Origin of the sequence: Polynucleobacter sp. AP-Kolm-20A-A1, assembly GCF_018688315.1 — a bacterium.
Classification (GTDB): domain Bacteria; phylum Pseudomonadota; class Gammaproteobacteria; order Burkholderiales; family Burkholderiaceae; genus Polynucleobacter.
Map to the genome: position 1 here is coordinate 919340 of NZ_CP061315.1, position 19055 is coordinate 938394.

Below are 19055 nucleotides of genomic sequence, written 5' to 3' on the forward strand. Positions count from 1 at the left end.
AGTTATTTCGTCTTCATAGGGCTTAGGACGGCAGATTCATTCAGGCGCCTGAGCACCTGCCTGATCGCGTCTAGGCGTTGCTCAAGTTTCTCAAATTCACGTTCTTTCTGGGGAAGAACCTTCAGCTTATCCTGGCCATTCAGTTGTATGTGCTTGGAAGATTGAATGAGTTGAATAATCTTCATCGGATCAATCGGTGGATTGGGGATAAATTGAATTTGTATAGATGCAGGTGTTGCATCAATCTTCTTAATACCAAAACCAGTCATCTCTAATCGCAGGCGATGGGTTTCATAGAAAGATTTTGCTTGGTCAGGTAAATCCCCAAAACGATCAACTAATTCCTCCCGCAAACCCATTAATTCAGAAAAATCGTTTGTTCCGGCAAATCGTTTGTACAAAGACAGACGTTCATGCACGTCAGGACAGTAGTCTTCTGGCAGTAGCGCCGGAACACCTAGGTTTACATCGGTTGTTGCTTGTAGTGGCGAAAGAAGATCTGGTTCTTTTCCACTGCGTAATGACTTCACGGCTCTGTTTAGCATCTCGGTGTAAAGCTGAAAGCCGATTTCATGAATTTCGCCGGACTGCTTGTCGCCTAGAACTTCACCAGCGCCACGTATTTCTAAGTCATGCATAGCCAAGTAAAAACCAGAGCCCAGCTCTTCCATGGCTTGAATAGCGTTTAGGCGTAATTGGGCTTGCTTGCTAAGAGCCTCTGGGTCTGGAACCAAGAGGTAGGCATAGGCTTGATGGTGAGAGCGACCCACGCGACCACGTAGTTGATGTAATTGGGCTAAGCCAAACTTATCAGCGCGATGCATGATGATGGTGTTGGCGGTAGGAACGTCAATCCCAGTTTCAATAATGGTCGTGCATAACAAAATATTGGTGCGCTGGGTCACAAATTCACGCATTACTGATTCGAGTTCGCGCTCGTGCATTTGACCGTGAGCAACGCTGATTCTGGCTTCTGGAATTAATTCTTGAAGCGCATGCTTGCGGTTCTGAATGGTTTCTACTTCGTTGTGCAAGAAATACACCTGACCGCCACGCTTGATTTCACGCAGGACAGCTTCACGAATAACGCCATCACCTTCGCGTCTTACAAATGTTTTGATGGCTAAGCGTTTTTGAGGGGCGGTGGCAATAATGGAGAACTCTCGTAAGCCTTCCATCGCCATACCCAATGTTCTAGGTATAGGCGTTGCTGTCAGAGTCAAGATATCAACTTCAGCGCGTAATGCTTTGAGCGCATCCTTTTGACGTACCCCAAAGCGGTGCTCCTCATCCACGATTACCAGACCTAGATTGGCAAACTGAGTTTCCTTTGAGAGAAGTTTATGGGTGCCAATAATGATGTCAGCCTCACCTTTAGCGATCGCCTCAAGTGCTGCATTAATTTCTTTAGTAGTTTTAAAGCGTGAGAGTTCGACAATGCGCACAGGCCAATCTGCAAAACGGTCTTTCCAGGTGGCAACGTGCTGTTCAGCAAGTAGGGTAGTTGGCGCCAATATTGCAACTTGTTTGCCACCCATAACCGCTACAAAGCTAGCGCGCAGTGCAACTTCTGTTTTTCCAAAACCAACATCTCCGCAAACCAGGCGATCCATTGGAGTGCCGCTAGTCATGTCGCCAATGACAGCGGCGATTGCGTTAGCTTGGTCTGGCGTTTCTTCAAAACCAAAGCTTTCAGCAAAAGCAGCATAGTCATGCGCAGAGAATTCGAATGCATGACCCTTGCGAATTGCTCTAGCAGCATAAAGCCCCAGTAACTCAGCAGCCGTATCGCGAATTTGTTGGGCCGCCTTGCGTTTCGCCTTGTCCCATTGACCTGAGCCAAGTTGATGTAATGGTGCTGAATCAGGATCAGAGCCAGCATAGCGAGTGACCATTTGTAACTGCTGGACAGGCACATATAAAGTTGCTTGTCCTGCGTATTGCAAATGTAAGAACTCTTCAAAAATAGGGGCTTCTTTAGGCGGCGCCAAATTCAACAACACAAGGCCTTGATAGCGTCCAATGCCATGTTCAGCGTGCACTACTGGGTCGCCAATTTTGAGTTCAGATAAATCCTTGAACAGCATGTCAGGATCTGCAATCTCAGACCCTTTTCCCTTGCGACGCTGCCGTGCGGTGGTAGTAAATAATTCAGCTTCAGTAATGAGGATTAAGTTTTCTGCTGGCCAGCAGAAGCCGTTAAATAGCGGAGAAGTTACTAGGCCAAATAACGAATCACTCTTAATGAAATCGGATATACCTTCAAAGCCTTCGGGCTTTAATGGGTAGAGAGGTGTTCCATCTTGGCCAGCAACTGAATTGCTTTCATCTAGCAATTGCCGAATAGACTCTTTGCGTCCAGCGCTGTCACAGCAAATCAGTACGCGAACTTTTTCTGTTGATACTAATTTGCGCAAACGGTTAATGGGATCTGCATCACGTCGATGAACTGCAATATCGGGTACCGACAAAAACTGAGGGGCCTCGACCGGTTCTTTTTCTAGATTGAGGCGGGCGTAAGGTTTGGATGTACTAAAAAACTCATCTACATCCAAAAATAATTCTTTAGGCGGCAGTATGGGCCTATCGAGATCATGCTTTAAAAATTCGTAACGTGAAGCAGTATCTTTCCAAAACCCTTTAATAGTCTCCTCAACATCGCCAATATTGAGAAGCCAGACAGGGTCACCTGAACGCGGGAAGTAGTCGAATAAGTTTGAACGCTCTTCAAAAAAAAGGGGGAGGTAAGACTCAATGCCTGCGCTAGGAATGCCTAAGTTGGCATCCTTATAAATAGAGCAGCGTGTTGGATCACCCTCGAATACCTCTCGCCAACGACCCCTAAATGCAGTGCGTGAAGCATCATCGAATGGAAACTCATGTCCCGGCAGTAAGCGAACTTCTTTGACTGGGTAAAGACTTCGCTGGGTATCGGGATCGAATGCTCTGATTTGTTCAATTTCATCGCCAAATAAATCTAAGCGGTAAGGCAAAGTCGAACCCATGGGGAATAAATCAATCAAGCCACCTCGAATGCTGTATTCGCCAGGGCGCATTACGGCACTTACGGGGTCATAGCCTGCTTGTTGGAGTTGGAGCTTTAAGGCCGCTTCATTCAGCTTGTCACCTTGCCTAAAGAAAAAAGTATGGCCAGATAAAAAGCTGGGAGGCCCCAATCTCTGTAGTGCGGTAGTAATCGGCACCAAGACAATATCGCAGCTGCCATTAAGTAATTCATAGAGAGTGGCAAGTCGTTCGGATACTAAGTCTTGATGAGGCGAAAAATGATCGTAGGGAAGTATCTCCCAGTCAGGTAGTAGCCTGGTCCTAAGCTGGGGGGCAAAAGCAGGAATCTCTTCCAGTAGGCGCTGAGCTTCTTGTGCCTGGGCACAGAAAATGACCATGACCGAAAATTGATTGCGATAACGTAGGGCGCTTTGAGCTATTAAGGCTGCATCCGCTGAGCCAATCAGCCCTGAAAAGGTAAAGCGCTGCCCAGCCCGTGGCGCGGGTATGGGGGGTACTAGATTTAATGCATCTGACATCTGAGCTCATTATAGAATCAGGCATGGGTTCTGCAAACACATCCCCCTCAAAATGCCATGTCCTCCTGCCTACCGCAGGGACGGGTTCTCGCTTAGGTGGTGAGCTGCCTAAGCAGTTTCAACAGTTAGCTGGAAAGCCGATGCTAGCTTATGCGGTTGAAGCCTTTTTGCAATCACCGCTAATTGAATCCATATGGATAGGTGTCAGCCAAGGTTTTATTCACAACCCAATACTTCAATCCTTTTCAAACTCTAGTAAGCCAATTTATTTTTTGCCTACTGGTGGACCCACGCGCCAAGAAACTGTTCGTAATACATTGGCTGAAATGCTCAAGGCAAATCTTGCCCCTCATGATTGGGTTTTGGTTCATGATGCAGCCAGACCCGGCATTACTCCTGCGCTAATTGAAAAGTTAATTTCAGCAGTGAGCGCTTCTGAATCTGGCGGCTTGCTCGCTGTTCCATTGGCCGATACCTTAAAGAAGGCCGATCTCGACTCTGTGGTGGCAGGCAACGTGCCTCATGTAGAGCAAACCATTCCTCGCGACCATTTGTGGCAGGCTCAAACCCCTCAAATGTTTGCCCTAAAACAATTACATGCTGCTCTAGAGGATGCAATTCGCCTGGAGGCGGATGTTACTGATGAGGCAAGCGCAATGGAGTTGGCAGGATTTAAGCCGCTACTGATTGAGGGTGCAACACGCAACTTCAAGGTGACTCATCCCGCTGATTGGGATTTAATGCAGTTTCTCTTAAGCAGCGCTGGTAAATAAAAAGACGCATATGACGACATCAAATTCACATATCCCTCAGTTTCGTATTGGTCAGGGCTATGACGTGCACGCCCTGGTTGTTGACCGCAAGCTTATTCTGGGTGGTGTACATGTTCCTTATGAAAAGGGCTTACTAGGGCACTCTGATGCAGATGCATTACTGCATGCCCTAACCGATGCGTTATTGGGGGCTGCTGGGTTGAACGATATTGGTCAATTATTCCCTGATACCGACCCACAATTTAAGGGAATGGATAGCCGCATCTTGCTTAGGGCTGCACTTCAAAAGGTTCAGGCCGCAGGCTTTCATATTGGAAACGTCGATGCCACCATCATTTGCCAGAAGCCAAAATTAGCGGATTTTTTACCTGAAATGGTCCGAAATATTGCCGCCGACTTAGCGGTCACCCCTAGTCACGTCAATCTAAAGGCTAAAACCAATGAATCCCTTGGCCATCTTGGAAGGGGTGAGGGGATAGCCGTCCACGCCGTGGCTTTGCTCTATAAGGCCTAAAAGATCCTCTAAAACCCTAAGCATTGTAGAATTACGGTCTTTAGAGTGAAGTTTAAGCTTGGCAGTGTTTGCGGAAATTCGCGAGGATGGCGAAATTGGTAGACGCACCAGGTTTAGGTCCTGACGCCAGAAATGGTGTGGGGGTTCGAGTCCCCCTCCTCGCACCACAAGATTGCTACTTGGCTTGGACTTCACATACCCTGATCTTCAATTAAGAGACGAGAATGGCTGTGCAAATAGAAAACTTAGGTTCCTTGGACCGCAAAATGACTTTGGAATTCGCTCGTGCCGATTTGGCAAAAGCGCGTGAGGCCCGTTTGGCAAAAGTTGGTAAGACCATGAAAATGGCTGGCTTCCGTCCAGGTAAAGTTCCGAAGAACCTCGTTGAAAAACAACATGGTATGCAAGTGGACTTTGAGTTGCAGTTTGATAAGGCTGCCGAAATATTTTATGAGTTAGCTCAAAAAGAAGGCGTTGCTTTAGCAGGTCAGCCACGTCTTGAGCCAAAGAGCGAGCTGGATGCAGACAAGATTGTTTTTGATGCTTACTTTGAAGTGTTGCCAGAAGTAAAAATTGGCGACTTCAGCAAAGCAGAAGTAACCAAGTACACCACCGAAATTGGTGAAGCGGAAATTGATCGTGCGCTAGATGTATTGCGTAAGCAGCAAGTTCACTACCACCCGCGCGGCCAAGCTGGTGCGCACGGCGATGGCGGGGCAAACACTGCTGCACAAAGCGGCGACCAAGTGGTGATTGATTTCGTTGGCAAGATTGACGGCGTTGAGTTTGCCGGCGGTAAGGCTGAGAATTTTGAATATGTATTAGGCGAAGGACGCATGTTGCCTGAATTTGAAGCTGCTACCTTGGGTCTCAAAGTAGGCGAGAGCAAATCTTTTCCATTGAGTTTCCCGGCTGACTACCACGGCAAAGATGTTGCTGGTAAAACAGCAGAATTCACCATCACTGTAAAGGCGGTCAATTGGGCGCACTTGCCAGCCGTTGACGATGCATTTGCATTGTCCTTAGGTGTAACTGAAGGCGGCGTTGCAAAAATGCGTGCCGAAGTTAAAGATAATTTAGATCGTGAAGTAAAGCGTCGTATTACTTCTTTGTTAAAGAACGAAGTAATGGACAAGCTCAACACTTTATGTGAGTTGGATGTTCCAAAATCTTTGGTTGCTTCAGAGCAAGAACGTTTGGTAGAAGGCGCTCGTCAGGATTTGATGCAACGTGGCGTTCCTAATGCAAAAGATGCTCCAATTCCACCAGAAATTTTTGCTGAGCAAGCCACCAAGCGTGTTCGTTTGGGCTTGATTCTGTCTGAATTGGTGAAGAAGCAAAACTTGGCGGTTACTGCCGATCAAATTAAGGCTGAAATTGATGAGCAGGCTGCTACCTACGAAGATCCTAAAGAGGTAGTTCGTTGGTTTTATAGCAACCCAAGCCGCTTGAAGGATATTGAAAACTTGGTTCTTGAGGATAACGTAATTAAGTACTTCACTGCGCAAGCAAAGGTATCTGATAAAGCAGTTAGCTTCGAAGAGTTAAGCAAGCTAAACTAATCGCTAACGCTACTAATTTACCTACAAGGGGTCTCGCAATGCACCAAAACCATTTTCAGACTGAAAATCTAGAACCAAAGGGCTTAGGTCTGGTTCCAATGGTGATTGAGACCTCTGGTAGAGGTGAGCGTGCGTATGACATCTATTCACGCCTGCTCAGAGAGCGTGTGGTTTTTTTGGTTGGCGAGGTGAATGATCAAACAGCCAACCTGGTGATTGCCCAATTGCTGTTTTTGGAGAGCGAGAATCCAGACAAAGAGATTTCTTTGTATATCAACTCACCTGGTGGCTCAGTATCAGCAGGTTTAGCGATCTACGACACAATGCAGTTTATTAAGCCTCATGTAAGCACCTTGTGCATGGGTATGGCCGCAAGTATGGGCGCATTCTTGTTGTGCGCTGGTGAAAAGGGCAAGCGCTACGCTTTGCCAAACTCACGCGTCATGATTCATCAACCATTAGGCGGTGCCCGCGGCCAAGCTTCTGACATTGAAATTCAAGCTCGTGAAATTCTGTATCTGCGTGAGCGTCTTAATAAGATTCTGTCCGATCGCACCGGTCAATCTATTGAAACTATTGCAAAAGATACTGATCGCGATAACTTCATGTCTGCTGAGCAAGCACGTGAATATGGTTTGATCGATAAAGTTATCGAGAAGCGCCCTTAATTTCCCATTTAGATATCTACTGAGTTCATTTTGAGCGATACAAACACCACAAATTCAACCGAAAAAGTTCTGTATTGCTCATTTTGCGGTAAGAGTCAGCACGAAGTTAAAAAGCTTATTGCTGGCCCCTCAGTATTTATATGTGATGAGTGCATTGATCTTTGTACTGACATCATTCAAGAAGAAATTGCCAAGCTCCCAAGGGAAGAAGGCGATGATTCATTACCAACACCACATCAAATTCGCGAGAACCTGGACCAGTATGTAATTGGCCAGGACCACGCCAAGAAGACATTAGCGGTTGCAGTTTATAACCACTACAAACGTTTACAGTACCTGCCTAAGCCAAAAAAAGAAAAATTAGATAAAGACGGTAAGCCGGTAGAGGGCAGTGATAAGAAAGAATCCAAGCAACCGGCCAAGGCCATGGTTGACGGTGTTGAACTGGCAAAGAGCAACATCTTATTGATCGGACCTACTGGTTCAGGCAAAACATTGCTCGCACAAACTTTGGCGCGTATGCTTGATGTTCCGTTCGTGATGGCTGATGCAACCACATTAACTGAAGCCGGTTATGTTGGTGAAGACGTTGAAAATATTATTCAAAAACTTTTACAAGCTTGCGATTACAACGTTGAAAAAGCGCAGCGTGGCATTGTTTATATTGATGAGATCGATAAGATTTCTCGTAAATCCGATAATCCATCCATTACCCGCGATGTATCTGGAGAGGGCGTTCAACAAGCTCTGCTGAAGTTGGTAGAAGGAACCATGGCATCAGTACCTCCACAAGGCGGCCGTAAGCACCCTAATCAAGATTTCTTGCAAGTTGACACCACCAACATCTTGTTTATTTGCGGTGGTGCCTTTGATGGTTTAGAGAAGGTTATCCAACAACGCACAGCTAAAACAGGTATTGGATTTAATGCTACCGTTCCAGGTAAAGATGACCGCGGTGTTAGTGACTTATTAATCGAAGTAGAGCCAGAAGATTTAATTAAGTTTGGCTTGATTCCAGAATTGATTGGTCGACTGCCGGTGGTGGCGACCTTGGCCCAGCTTGATGAAGAAGCGTTGATTCAAATTCTTACTGAACCTAAGAATGCATTGGTTAAGCAATATCAAGCGCTCCTCACTATGGAGGGCTCTGAACTTGAAGTCCGCCGCGAGGCTTTGTCAGCCATTGCTAAAAAGGCTATCGCTCGCAAAACTGGTGCTCGTGGCCTCAGGTCTATCTTGGAAGGTTCTTTGATGGATGTCATGTATGACTTGCCCTCTTTGAAGAATGTTCAAAAGGTTGTTATCGACGAAAGCAGCATTGCTGAGGGCGGAAAACCGCTTCTGGTCTATAAGCAGGATGCTGAACAGGCAGATTTAAGCAAAAAAGCCTAAATTCTTAGGGTTTTTGCTATTTTTGGGGCATTTTTGCCCCTTTTTTGTCTTTTTACCCCTTGTTTTTCTCTAAAGCCTACCCATATAGGTAGTATGCTACTCATGAATAATGTCTCCATATAGTGGTTCAGCTGCTTTTGGAGACTTTTGAGGATTGATTACTTTGGAGGAATTGCCCTATGCCTGGCCACTTATTACTACCCTCTGAACCCATTCAACTACCTTTACTCCCCTTAAGGGATGTAGTTGTGTTCCCTCATATGGTGATCCCTTTGTTTGTGGGTCGCCCAAAATCCATTAAAGCGCTTGAAGCTGCAATGGAAACGGGTAAAAACGTCTTATTGGTTGCGCAAAAAACGGCCGCCAAGGATGAGCCAGGAATTGAAGATCTCTATGAGGTCGGATGTATTGCCAATATATTGCAAATGCTCAAGTTGCCTGATGGCACTGTCAAGGTATTGGTTGAGGGTGTGCAACGCGCAGAAGTCAGCCAGATTGAAGATAGCCTTGGTTACTTTAATTGCGAAGCAACGCCAACCGCTATAAACGCAATCGATGCGCATGAGACCGAGGCATTACGCCGCGCAATCATGGCTCAGTTTGATCAATACGTAAAACTCAATAAAAAAGTTCCGCAAGAGATTCTGTCTTCACTTGGCGGTATTGATGACCCAAGTCGCTTAGCAGATACGATTTGTGCTCACTTGCCAGTCAAGCTAGAGCAAAAGCAACGCTTGCTTGAAATGACTGATGTGGTTCAACGTCTAGAAAGTCTATTGGCTGACTTAGAGAGCGAAATCGATATCTTGCAAGTTGAGAAGCGTATTCGTGGGCGTGTGAAGCGCCAGATGGAAAAGAGTCAGCGTGAGTATTACCTCAACGAACAAGTTAAAGCCATCCAAAAAGAATTAGGTGAGGGCGAAGAGGGTGCTGATCTTGAGGAGCTTGAGAAGCGCATTAAGGCTGCTCGCATGCCAAAAGAGGCGCTCAAAAAAGCAGAATCCGAATTAAAGAAATTAAAACTCATGTCACCGATGTCTGCAGAGGCAACCGTGATTCGCAACTTTATTGACACATTAGTTAATCTTCCTTGGAAGAAAAAAACTAAGATCAATAATGATTTAACTAACGCCGAAAAAGTATTGGATGAAGATCATTACGGCTTAGATAAGGTTAAAGAACGCATCTTGGAGTATCTCGCGGTTCAACAGCGCGTTGATCGTGTTAAAGCCCCGATTCTTTGCTTGGTTGGCCCTCCTGGCGTTGGTAAAACTTCTCTCGGCCAATCTATTGCGCGTGCTACCAATAGAAAATTTGTTCGCATGGCCTTAGGCGGCGTTCGCGATGAATCTGAAATTCGCGGCCATCGCCGTACATATATTGGCTCGATGCCTGGCAAGATTTTGACCAGCCTTACTAAAGTGGGTGTACGTAATCCTTTATTCCTCTTGGATGAGGTTGATAAGATGGGCATGGATTTCCGCGGTGATCCAGCAAGCGCCTTATTGGAGGTGTTGGATCCAGAGCAAAACCACACATTCCAAGATCATTACGTTGAGGTAGATTTCGATCTTTCTGATGTGATGTTTGTTGCAACATCAAACTCATTGAATATTCCCGGCCCATTATTGGACCGTTTGGAAATTATTCGTTTAGCGGGCTATACCGAGGATGAAAAGACTAGCATTGCTGTCAATTACTTGATTCCTAAACAAATCAAAAATAATGGTTTGAAGAAGGATGAGTTAAAGATTGAAGAGAGTGCCGTTCGCAACATGATTCGTTATTACACTCGCGAAGCTGGTGTGCGCTCCTTGGAAAGGGAAATTAGCAAGATTTGCCGCAAGGTAGTCAAGCTGTTGCTATTGAAAAAAGAAGCTGCACCAGTTGTGGTGAACGCTGATAACCTTGAGAAATTCCTTTCAGTTCGGATGTATGACTTTGGTCTTGCAGGCAAAGAGAATCAGGTGGGCCAAGTTACTGGCCTTGCTTGGACCGAAGTGGGCGGCGATTTATTAACAATTGAAGCCGCTGTTATGCCTGGTAAAGGCGTCATCACTCGCACTGGTTCGATTGGCGATGTAATGAAAGAGTCTGTTGAGGCTGCTCGTACTGTAGTTCGCTCTCGAGCTCGTCGCCTTGGTATTACCGACGAAGCGTTTGAGAAGAAGGACATTCACATTCACTTCCCAGACGGTGCGACTCCCAAGGATGGTCCTTCAGCAGGTATTGCGATTACTACTGCCTTGGTATCAGTTTTCACAGGCATTCCGATTCGATCCGATGTGGCGATGACCGGTGAAATTACTTTGCGTGGCGAAGTACTTCCGATTGGTGGGTTGAAAGAGAAGCTTTTGGCGGCTCACCGCGGCGGTATTAAGTTGGCCTTGATTCCAGAGGAAAACGTTAAAGACCTGATTGATATTCCGGATAACGTGAAGAATGCAATCGAAATCATTCCAGTTCGCTGGATTGATAAGGTCCTTGAGCTGGCGTTAGAGCGTATGCCTGAGGCCTTACCGGAGCCAACCCCAGAAGAGCTCGCCAAAAAGGCGGCAGAGGCTAGCAAGGCTAACGAGAAGTTATCGTCCGGAGAGGTTCTGAAGCACTAAAAAGTACGGCCTGTGTGCATATTTCCAGCCTTTTCTGCCTGAAATTTACGGGTGGATTTGGCGGTTTCTATGCTTACTAGCCGCGCTTAGGTTACAATCTCAGCTGTAATATTTTGGGGCGCTTAGCTCAGTTGGTAGAGCGTCTGCCTTACACGCAGAATGTCGGGAGTTCGAGCCTCTCAGCGCCCACCAAAACATTACTTTTCTCAGCCTTAACTCAGGCATTCCACACCCCTCAATTCTGATAGCCTAGTAAAATCATTCAATTGATATTTATTACTAGCGACCCCATTCATGTTTGATACCGTCCGTAAGCACCAAAAGATTCTTCAGCTCGTTTTAATGCTGTTTATTGTTCCTTCGTTTGTGATGTTCGGTATTTCAAGTTATTCCGGCTTTATGGATAAGGAAACTGACCTTGTTAAAGTCAATGGCAAGCCCATTACTTCGCAGGAAGTCGATAATGCAGCCAAGCGTCAAGCTGAGCGTGTTGGCGGAAACGTGCAGATTGCCCAAAGTCTTCCGTTTAGACAGGCGATTTTGAATGAGCTTTTACAGCAACGCATTTTAGGTTTTGCCGTAATTAATTTGCGTTTGCAAGTTGGCAAAGATGCCTTGATTAAAAGTTTGCAAAATATCCCACAGATTCGTGCTCTGTACAGACAAGATGGCAGCTTTGATGATGTTCGTTTCAAACAATTATTGGCAAATAATGGCTTAAATGAAGAGCAGTTCTATGCCAGCCAAGCATTTGACCTAAAGATTAGTCAATTAGTAAATTCAGTGGCTCGTACTGAGCTTGCAAGTCCCAAGCTTTCTGAAATTGTTTCAACCTTATATGAAACTGAGCGCCAAGTTCAGGCTTTGAAATTTGATGCCAAAGATTACTTGTCTAAGGTAAACCCATCTCAAGAAGAGATGCAGGCTTTTTATAGCGCCAATTCAAAGCTGTTTGAGAGTCCCGAGTATGTTGATGTCGAATACATCGTATTGAAGGCTGATCCTAAGGCGGATGCCAAAGTCTTTAGTGAAAAAGCCGATCAATTTGCGAATATGACTTACGATCAGTCCGATAGCCTTAAGCCTGCAGCGGATAAATTAAAGCTGAGTATTCAGACGCAAAAGGGCCTTACAAGGTCTGGCCCTGCCGGCGTTTCACGAGATCATCCGCTCGCCAATCCTAAGGTGGTTCAAGCCCTTTTTGGTGATGAGGCTGTTAAAAATAAACGTAATATTGAAGCCGTTCAAGTTTCACCTGGAGTATTTGTATCTGCACGCGTAGTCATTTTCCATCCAGCACAAACTCTTCCTTTTAAAGATGTGGCTGGTGAGGTGAAGCGTCAAGTGAGTCAACTTGCAGCTGAAAAGCTTGCAATCAATGCAGCGGCCGAGCGTTTTTCATCTCTAGAAAAAGATCCCAAAAATGCAGCTGGCTTTGCTGCGCCAGTTTGGGTATCGCGCAACAAGCCCGCTAATTTAGTTGGTTCCGCAATCGATGATGTCATGGCTACAAACCCGAATAAGTTACCTGTTGTTGTTTCCGTGAAAGATCCTGGAGCAGGCGTTACCTTGTATCGCGTTGATCAGGTGCGTCAACCATCAGGCGGTGATGCGAAAGTTCATAAGGCTCAAGCTCAGCAAATCCAGGCTTTGGCGGCTCAGTCAGAATTCGCAGGTTTTATGGCTTATTGGCGTGATGCGGCTAGTGTAAAAACAATCAACCCTCTAAAGCAAAACACTTCAAGCTCTGGTAGTTGAGTTACTTTCCTAAAAGCATTGATTGATATGGGGCCATAGCGCCCCATACGTTTTTGTAGAGTAGTGTCTGTGCCTGCTCGTTTGGGTGAATATTATCTGCTTGAAATAAATCTTGATTGCTAACTACGCCACTCATAAAGAAGGGGAGTAGCGTAATATTTTCGCCATTGGCAAGCTTGGGATATAAATCTTTAAATTGTTTGGTGTAGTCCTGGCCATAATTTGGCGGAATTTGCATACCAAAAAGCAGTACTCTAGCCCCTGATTTTTTACTAAGAACAATCATGGTGCGAAGATTTTTTTCTGTTTCACCAATTGAGAGCCCACGAAGCGCATCGTTTGCGCCGAGCTCTAAAAATACGATTTTGGGTTTCTTTTGTGCAAGTAAGGCAGGTAACCTAGTTAATCCGCCCGCGGTAGTTTCACCGCTAATACTGGCATTGCTCACTGTCCACGAGGACCCCTGCTTTATTAGTTGATTCTGAAATAGGCGAACCCATCCTGTTCCCCGCTGAATGCCGTACTCGGCAGAAAGGCTATCACCCAGAACCAAAATCGTTGGGTTGGACTGGGCAACGGTGACAATCGGAATTAACAGGCAAAATAGGCCTAACAATAGATTTTTTCTACTCACTAAGGTTGGCCAATTACTTTGATTCATTTATGAGCATTTCAACAAAGGTTCTAAGCGCAAATCATCTAGGCAAGGATGTAGTGTCTAGCGATGGCTCTTTATCTATTTTGCACGACATTTGCTTTGATATATTTTCAGGGGAAAGTATTGCCATCACGGGCGCCTCTGGATCAGGTAAAAGTACCTTATTAGGTCTTTTGGCTGGACTTGATCTGCCAAGCAATGGACACGTTGATTTAATGGGTCAGAATCTTAGTGAGCTTGATGAGGACGGTAGGGCTAAATTACGTGGTTTACATGTTGGGTTTGTATTTCAGTCCTTTCAACTCCTGCCCCACTTAACAGCCCTAGAAAATGTCATGCTTCCAGCCGAGCTAAATGGCCTCGAAAACGCAAAAGAGCAGGCATTGAATTGGCTTAAAAAGGTCGGCCTCAATGAGCGTGCAAAACACTTCCCCAGAACGCTTTCTGGAGGTGAGCAGCAACGGGTCGCCCTAGCTAGAGCATTCATTACGCAGCCGGAAATCTTGTTTGCCGATGAGCCTACGGGAAGTCTGGATGAAGCCAGCGGAAATAGGGTGATTGAGCTGCTTTTTGAGCTAAATCAGGCCAATAACTCAACCCTTATTTTGGTGACCCATGATCCAGCCTTGGCCAGCCGTTGCCAGCACCAATTACGGCTTCAGGGTGGCCGCTTACTGTAGGCAAAACCTTATAATCTAGGGATGTCCTCCTACCACTTTTTACCCGGCGCCGATGCGCTATCCCCATTCCGTCAACAGCGTCTTTTGGCCTCTTTAGCGTCTCAAGGTGTTGATTTAGAGTCAATTGAAGGTCAATACCTTCACTTTGTTTGGTCTGACCAGGAATTAGATGCAAAGAGTCTAGAAGTTTTAGCTAGCCTCCTGACATATGGGCAACCATTTTCATCTGCCATTTCTAAGGGCAAGTCATGGTTCGGCAAAGGCTCTGGAGATGCGCAGGGTGCAATCGCTATACCCCGATTTGGAACTGTCTCCCCTTGGGCAAGCAAAGCAACTGATATTGCTCGTCAGTGCGGCCTAAACGTATTGCGAATTGAACGTGGAGTTCAGTTTGCTTGGAAGAGCAAAAAACCATTAAATGCCGAACAGACTCAATTAGTTTTGGCGGCTCTGCACGATCGTATGACTGAAACAGTTATTGATTCAGTTGAAGATGCAAACGAGCTGTATCAATCGCTGGATGATCGACCATTGAAGCGTATCCCCGTCCTCTCCGATGGCAGGGCGGCCCTGGACAAGGCAAATCAGGAGTTGGGCTTAGCTTTATCTGATGATGAAGTTGCTTATTTAACTGAAAACTTCATCCGCCTAGAGCGCAACCCAAGCGATGTCGAGCTGATTATGTTTGCACAGGCAAACAGCGAGCATTGCCGACATAAGATTTTTAATTCAAGCTGGACAATTGACGGGGATGATCAAGAGCGTTCTTTGTTTGCCATGATTCGTAATACGCATCAGTTGAAACCAGAAGGCACTATCGTTGCTTACTCTGATAACTCTGCAGTGATGGTTGGTTGCGAAGCTGAGACATGGGCTCCACAAGGAGATCAACAGCAATATACAAAAGATACGCGTCTAGTACACACATTGATGAAGGTGGAAACTCATAATCACCCAACAGCTATTGCTCCATTCCCTGGAGCCTCTACTGGCGCGGGTGGTGAGATACGTGATGAAGGCGCTACTGGTGTGGGCGGGCGTCCTAAAGCTGGTCTAACGGGCTTCTCGGTTTCCAACCTCAATATTCCTGGTACAGATCTTCCGTGGGAGTCTGAGCAGTATGGCAAGCCTGAGCGTATAGCAACACCATTGCAGATCATGATTGATGGTCCATTAGGTGGCGCAGCATTCAACAATGAATTTGGCAGACCAATTTTGGGTGGTTACTTCCGGGTATTCGAGCAAACCTTGGATGGCACGCGTCGCGGCTATCACAAGCCCATCATGATTGCAGGTGGCATTGGTAGCATCGACTCTATTCATACGGAGAAAAAAGCCATTCAAGCGGGTCATTTGCTGATTCAATTGGGTGGTCCTGGAATGCGTATTGGCATGGGCGGTGCTACTGGTAGCTCTGTTGCAACCGGCACCAATACCGCTGATTTAGACTTTGATTCTGTGCAACGCGGCAATCCTGAGATGGAGAGGCGTGCACAAGAAGTGATTAATGCATGCCGTGCTTTAGGTAAAAATAATCCAATTGTTTCTATTCACGACGTAGGTGCCGGCGGCTTATCCAACGCCTTCCCTGAACTTGCTGATGGCGCTGGACTTGGCGCGAAGTTTAAATTGCGCAGCGTTCCTCTTGAGGAGAGTGGAATGAGCCCGGCTGAGATTTGGTGTAATGAATCTCAGGAGCGCTATGTTTTGGCGATTGAAGCAAAAGACTTGAATTTATTCAAATCATTCTGCGAGCGCGAGCGTTGCCCTTTTGCCGTTGTTGGGGAGGCTACTGCTGAGCGCCAATTAAAACTAACCGATTCCAAACAAAGTGCTGGTGCAGATGCCGAACTTCCAATTGACATGCCAATGGAGGTCTTGTTGGGCAAGCCCCCACGCATGCATCGTGACGTTAAGCGTGTTGCGCAAGAGTTTTCTGAGCTAGACGTAACAGATGCTGATTTAGCGAAGTCTATTGCTTGGGTATTGCAACAACCTACTGTTGCTAGTAAATCTTTCCTAATCACTATTGGCGATAGAACAGTCGGCGGATTAAATGCTCGCGATCAATTTGTTGGTCCATGGCAAGTTCCGGTAGCAGACTGCGCGGTAACTATGATGGATTACCAGGGTTATCGCGGCGAAGCTATGAGTATGGGTGAAAGAACTCCGTTGGCTGTTATGGACGCTCCTGCAGCAGCTCGGATGGCGGTTGGTGAGGCTGTTACTAATTTATTGGCTGCTGATATCGCCAGTCTTGAGAGCGTTAAGCTTTCTGCAAACTGGATGGCGGCATGTGGTGCGCCGGGTGAAGATGCCAAGTTATACGATTCAGTTAAAGCCGTTGGTATAGAACTGTGTCCTGCGCTGGGAATCTCTATTCCCGTTGGTAAAGATTCTTTATCAATGGCTACTGAATGGCGTGATGGCGATCAAGCCAAGAAGGTTGTCTCACCGGTATCGCTCATTATTTCTGCGTTTGCTTCTGTGCAAGATGTTCGCAAAACATTGACGCCACTCCTAAGTCTTAAGACCGCTGACGGTGCTAGTCTTGAAACTGAATTAATTCTGATTGACCTAGGTCGTGGTAAGAATCGAATGGCGGGCAGCATTCTTGCTCAGGTTCTTAATCAATCAGGTAAAGATACGCCAAACGTTGATCATCCCGAGGACTTGAAGGCACTAGCCTCAGCGATTATTGAGCTAAGAAAAGATGGCAAGTTATTGGCTTACCATGATCGTTCTGATGGTGGTCTTATGGCCACTATTGCTGAAATGGCATTCGCATCACACTGTGGCATTTCCATCAACGTTGATATGATCGCAGTTGATGTTGGCCAAGAGCCTGATCATGGCGATGCTAAGAATTGGGCTCAACAGGTATCTGGCCGTAGACATGAGCAAACCCTACGAGCTTTATTTAATGAAGAACTAGGTGCTGTTATCCAAGTACGTAGAGAAGATCGCGATGCTGTATTTGCGGTGCTGCGCAAAGTTGGCTTAAGTGCTTATAGCCATGTGATTGCTAAGCCTAATACAAACGGTCGCATTGAAATTTGGCGAGATGCTAAAAATATCTTTGCCGAGCCTCGCGAGGTTCTACAAAAGATGTGGACCAATACCAGCTATCAAATTGCTCGTCTACGAGATAACCCAGCATGTGCAGATAGCGAATTTTCTCTACTAGATAATCTTGCTGATTCGGGTATGACTCCAAACTTAACGTTTGATATCTCCGAAGATGTGGCAGCCCCTTATATTCAAAAAGGTGCGCGTCCAAAAGTTGCCATTTTGCGTGAGCAGGGTGTTAACTCACATGTAGAAATGGCTTATGCCGTAAATTGGGCTGGATTTGATAGTTTTGACGTTCACATGTCAGACTTATTGAGCGGCAAAGCAAAGCTTGATGATTTCCGTGGTCTTATCGCTTGCGGTGGATTTAGTTATGGAGATGTATTGGGAGCGGGCGAAGGCTGGGCAAAAACGATTCTCTTTAACCAGCAATTACGCGATCAATTCTCTACATTCTTTAGTCGCCAAGATAGTTTTGCTTTGGGAGTTTGCAACGGCTGCCAGATGATGAGCAATCTTTCGGGGATCATTCCTGGGGCGCAAGATTGGCCTAAATTTACTCGCAATCAATCGGAGCAATATGAAGCGCGACTGGTTATGGCTGAAGTATTGGCGTCACCATCGATCTTTACACAAGGTATGGAAGGTAGTCAGCTACCTATTGCGATTGCGCATGGCGAAGGTTTTGCTAACTTTAGTCAGCAAGGAAGCTTAGGGCAAATTGAGAAACAAGCATTAGCGACCTTACGATTTGTTGATAACCAAGGCAATCCTACCGAGGTCTATCCAATGAACCCTAATGGATCACCTGGTGGCTTGACAGGTGTAACCACTACCGACGGACGCTTCACAGTCATGATGCCTCATCCTGAGCGCGTATTCCGCGCTGCACAAATGAGTTGGTGTCCTCCAGAATGGCTAAACACCTCAGATGGTGCAAGCCCATGGATGCGTCTATTCCGCAATGCACGTCGCTGGGCTAAATAACTATGCTGATGGAGCCTGTAACTTTTTCTGAGAGTGGCGGTGTTCGGTATTTGCACTTTGGTACTGAATTGATTCAAGGTGCAATGCGTATACGTGACCCCGATGAGATCTATCTTGAGTACAACCAGCAAATGATGGCTTGGCTACTGTTCCTGGAGACAAAGCCTGGCATGCGCGTAGCACAACTCGGTCTTGGTACTGGTGCTTTAACTAAATTTCAGCATCGATACTGCCCAGCAGTAAAGACAACGGTAGTGGAACTCAATCCCGCAGTGATTGTTGCCGCTAGATCCATGTTTTTTACCCCAGATGACGACCGTAAATTAGAAACCTTGCAAGCTGACGCAAAAACCTTTGTACAGGATAAAAAATATAAGGGCGCTTTTGATGCGGTGCAGGTAGATCTGTATGACGCAATCTGTGATGGTCCAGCGGCTAGCTCGTTGGATTTTTACAAGGGCTGTTACAACATTCTCAAGGGACCAGGCGTTCTGACGGTGAATTTATTTTCAAGGCATAAAAGCTTTGATGTGAATTTGAAAAATATCTGCGAAGCTTTTGATAACCGCGTGCTGCTTTTTCCTGAATCTCACGACTGTAACGTTGTGGCTATTGCATTCAAGGGTCCTAAATTGGAGGCTCAATGGAAAGACGTATCTAAGCGTGCGAAGTTGATACTTGAAAAAACAGGGCTTCCAACGAACAAGTGGGTATCGGGCATTAGTCGCGAGAATGCACGTCAAGAAGACATGCTCTCGATTTAAACTGATTTATATCTAATAAAAAAGGCGATCATTTGATCGCCTTTTTTATTTCTCAGCCTTATAAAGGGCT

At 46.0% G+C, this 19055-nt stretch carries 12 protein-coding genes and 2 tRNA genes; 12 read left to right on the plus strand and 2 right to left on the minus strand.

Going from position 1 to position 19055, the window contains the following annotated elements; genetic code table 11:
• Positions 1-2: 2 nt before the first annotated feature.
• Positions 3-3545: a transcription-repair coupling factor gene (mfd, locus tag C2745_RS04820; protein WP_215385475.1), complete on the minus strand. Its 3543-nt coding sequence runs from the start codon at positions 3543-3545 to the stop codon at positions 3-5.
• Positions 3546-3568: 23 nt separating this feature from the next.
• Between mfd and ispD the strand changes: the two genes are divergently transcribed.
• The 9 genes from ispD to C2745_RS04865 all read left to right on the plus strand — a co-directional run bounded on the left by ispD (position 3569) and on the right by C2745_RS04865 (position 12824).
• A complete protein-coding gene (gene ispD / locus C2745_RS04825; RefSeq protein WP_215385477.1) occupies positions 3569-4318 on the plus strand; it encodes a 2-C-methyl-D-erythritol 4-phosphate cytidylyltransferase in 750 nt (249 codons plus the stop codon).
• A 10-nt stretch (positions 4319-4328) separates the two neighbouring features.
• Positions 4329-4832: a 2-C-methyl-D-erythritol 2,4-cyclodiphosphate synthase gene (ispF, locus tag C2745_RS04830; protein WP_215385479.1), complete on the plus strand. Its 504-nt coding sequence runs from the start codon at positions 4329-4331 to the stop codon at positions 4830-4832.
• Positions 4833-4912: 80 nt separating this feature from the next.
• Positions 4913-4999: transfer RNA gene (locus C2745_RS04835), tRNA-Leu, on the plus strand.
• 57 nt (positions 5000-5056) lie between these two features.
• Entirely contained in the window at positions 5057-6394 is a 1338-nt protein-coding gene (gene tig, locus C2745_RS04840; RefSeq protein WP_215385481.1) for a trigger factor, read from the plus strand.
• Between the two features lie 38 nt (positions 6395-6432).
• Entirely contained in the window at positions 6433-7062 is a 630-nt protein-coding gene (gene clpP / locus C2745_RS04845; protein WP_215385482.1) for an ATP-dependent Clp endopeptidase proteolytic subunit ClpP, read from the plus strand.
• A 30-nt stretch (positions 7063-7092) separates the two neighbouring features.
• Positions 7093-8454, plus strand: coding sequence for an ATP-dependent Clp protease ATP-binding subunit ClpX (gene clpX / locus C2745_RS04850; RefSeq protein WP_215385483.1), 1362 nt, complete (start codon positions 7093-7095; stop codon positions 8452-8454).
• 179 nt (positions 8455-8633) lie between these two features.
• On the plus strand, positions 8634-11066 hold the full coding sequence (gene lon / locus C2745_RS04855; protein ID WP_215385484.1) for an endopeptidase La: 2433 nt from the start codon (positions 8634-8636) through the stop codon (positions 11064-11066).
• A gap of 116 nt (positions 11067-11182) precedes the next feature.
• Positions 11183-11258: transfer RNA gene (locus C2745_RS04860), tRNA-Val, on the plus strand.
• A 102-nt stretch (positions 11259-11360) separates the two neighbouring features.
• Complete coding sequence (locus tag C2745_RS04865; RefSeq protein ID WP_215385485.1) at positions 11361-12824, plus strand: peptidylprolyl isomerase; 1464 nt, start codon at positions 11361-11363, stop codon at positions 12822-12824.
• Between the two features lies 1 nt (position 12825).
• Here the strand turns inward: C2745_RS04865 and C2745_RS04870 are convergent, their stop codons facing one another.
• Complete coding sequence (locus C2745_RS04870) at positions 12826-13485, minus strand: arylesterase (protein ID WP_215385486.1); 660 nt, start codon at positions 13483-13485, stop codon at positions 12826-12828.
• Between the two features lie 2 nt (positions 13486-13487).
• Between C2745_RS04870 and C2745_RS04875 the strand changes: the two genes are divergently transcribed.
• Genes C2745_RS04875 through C2745_RS04885 form a run of 3 tightly spaced genes read left to right on the plus strand, consistent with a single transcriptional unit; the run spans position 13488 to position 18985 of the window.
• Entirely contained in the window at positions 13488-14162 is a 675-nt protein-coding gene (locus tag C2745_RS04875) for an ABC transporter ATP-binding protein (RefSeq protein ID WP_215385487.1), read from the plus strand.
• 21 nt (positions 14163-14183) lie between these two features.
• Positions 14184-18221, plus strand: coding sequence for a phosphoribosylformylglycinamidine synthase (purL, locus tag C2745_RS04880; RefSeq protein ID WP_215385488.1), 4038 nt, complete (start codon positions 14184-14186; stop codon positions 18219-18221).
• A gap of 2 nt (positions 18222-18223) precedes the next feature.
• A complete protein-coding gene (locus tag C2745_RS04885; RefSeq protein ID WP_251368410.1) occupies positions 18224-18985 on the plus strand; it encodes a spermidine synthase in 762 nt (253 codons plus the stop codon).
• Positions 18986-19055: the final 70 nt, after the last annotated feature.

Excerpts from the sequence above, each read along its gene's own strand:
- mfd (WP_215385475.1), bottom strand. The coding sequence starts at position 3,545 with ATGTCAGATGCATTAAATCTAGTACCCCCCATACCCGCGCCACGGGCT.
- ispD (WP_215385477.1), top strand. The coding sequence starts at position 3,569 with ATGGGTTCTGCAAACACATCCCCCTCAAAATGCCATGTCCTCCTGCCT.
- ispF (WP_215385479.1), top strand. The coding sequence starts at position 4,329 with ATGACGACATCAAATTCACATATCCCTCAGTTTCGTATTGGTCAGGGC.
- tig (WP_215385481.1), top strand. The coding sequence starts at position 5,057 with ATGGCTGTGCAAATAGAAAACTTAGGTTCCTTGGACCGCAAAATGACT.
- clpP (WP_215385482.1), top strand. The coding sequence starts at position 6,433 with ATGCACCAAAACCATTTTCAGACTGAAAATCTAGAACCAAAGGGCTTA.
- lon (WP_215385484.1), top strand. The coding sequence starts at position 8,634 with ATGCCTGGCCACTTATTACTACCCTCTGAACCCATTCAACTACCTTTA.
- C2745_RS04865 (WP_215385485.1), top strand. The coding sequence starts at position 11,361 with ATGTTTGATACCGTCCGTAAGCACCAAAAGATTCTTCAGCTCGTTTTA.
- C2745_RS04870 (WP_215385486.1), bottom strand. The coding sequence starts at position 13,485 with ATGAATCAAAGTAATTGGCCAACCTTAGTGAGTAGAAAAAATCTATTG.
- C2745_RS04875 (WP_215385487.1), top strand. The coding sequence starts at position 13,488 with ATGAGCATTTCAACAAAGGTTCTAAGCGCAAATCATCTAGGCAAGGAT.
- purL (WP_215385488.1), top strand. The coding sequence starts at position 14,184 with ATGTCCTCCTACCACTTTTTACCCGGCGCCGATGCGCTATCCCCATTC.
- C2745_RS04885 (WP_251368410.1), top strand. The coding sequence starts at position 18,224 with ATGCTGATGGAGCCTGTAACTTTTTCTGAGAGTGGCGGTGTTCGGTAT.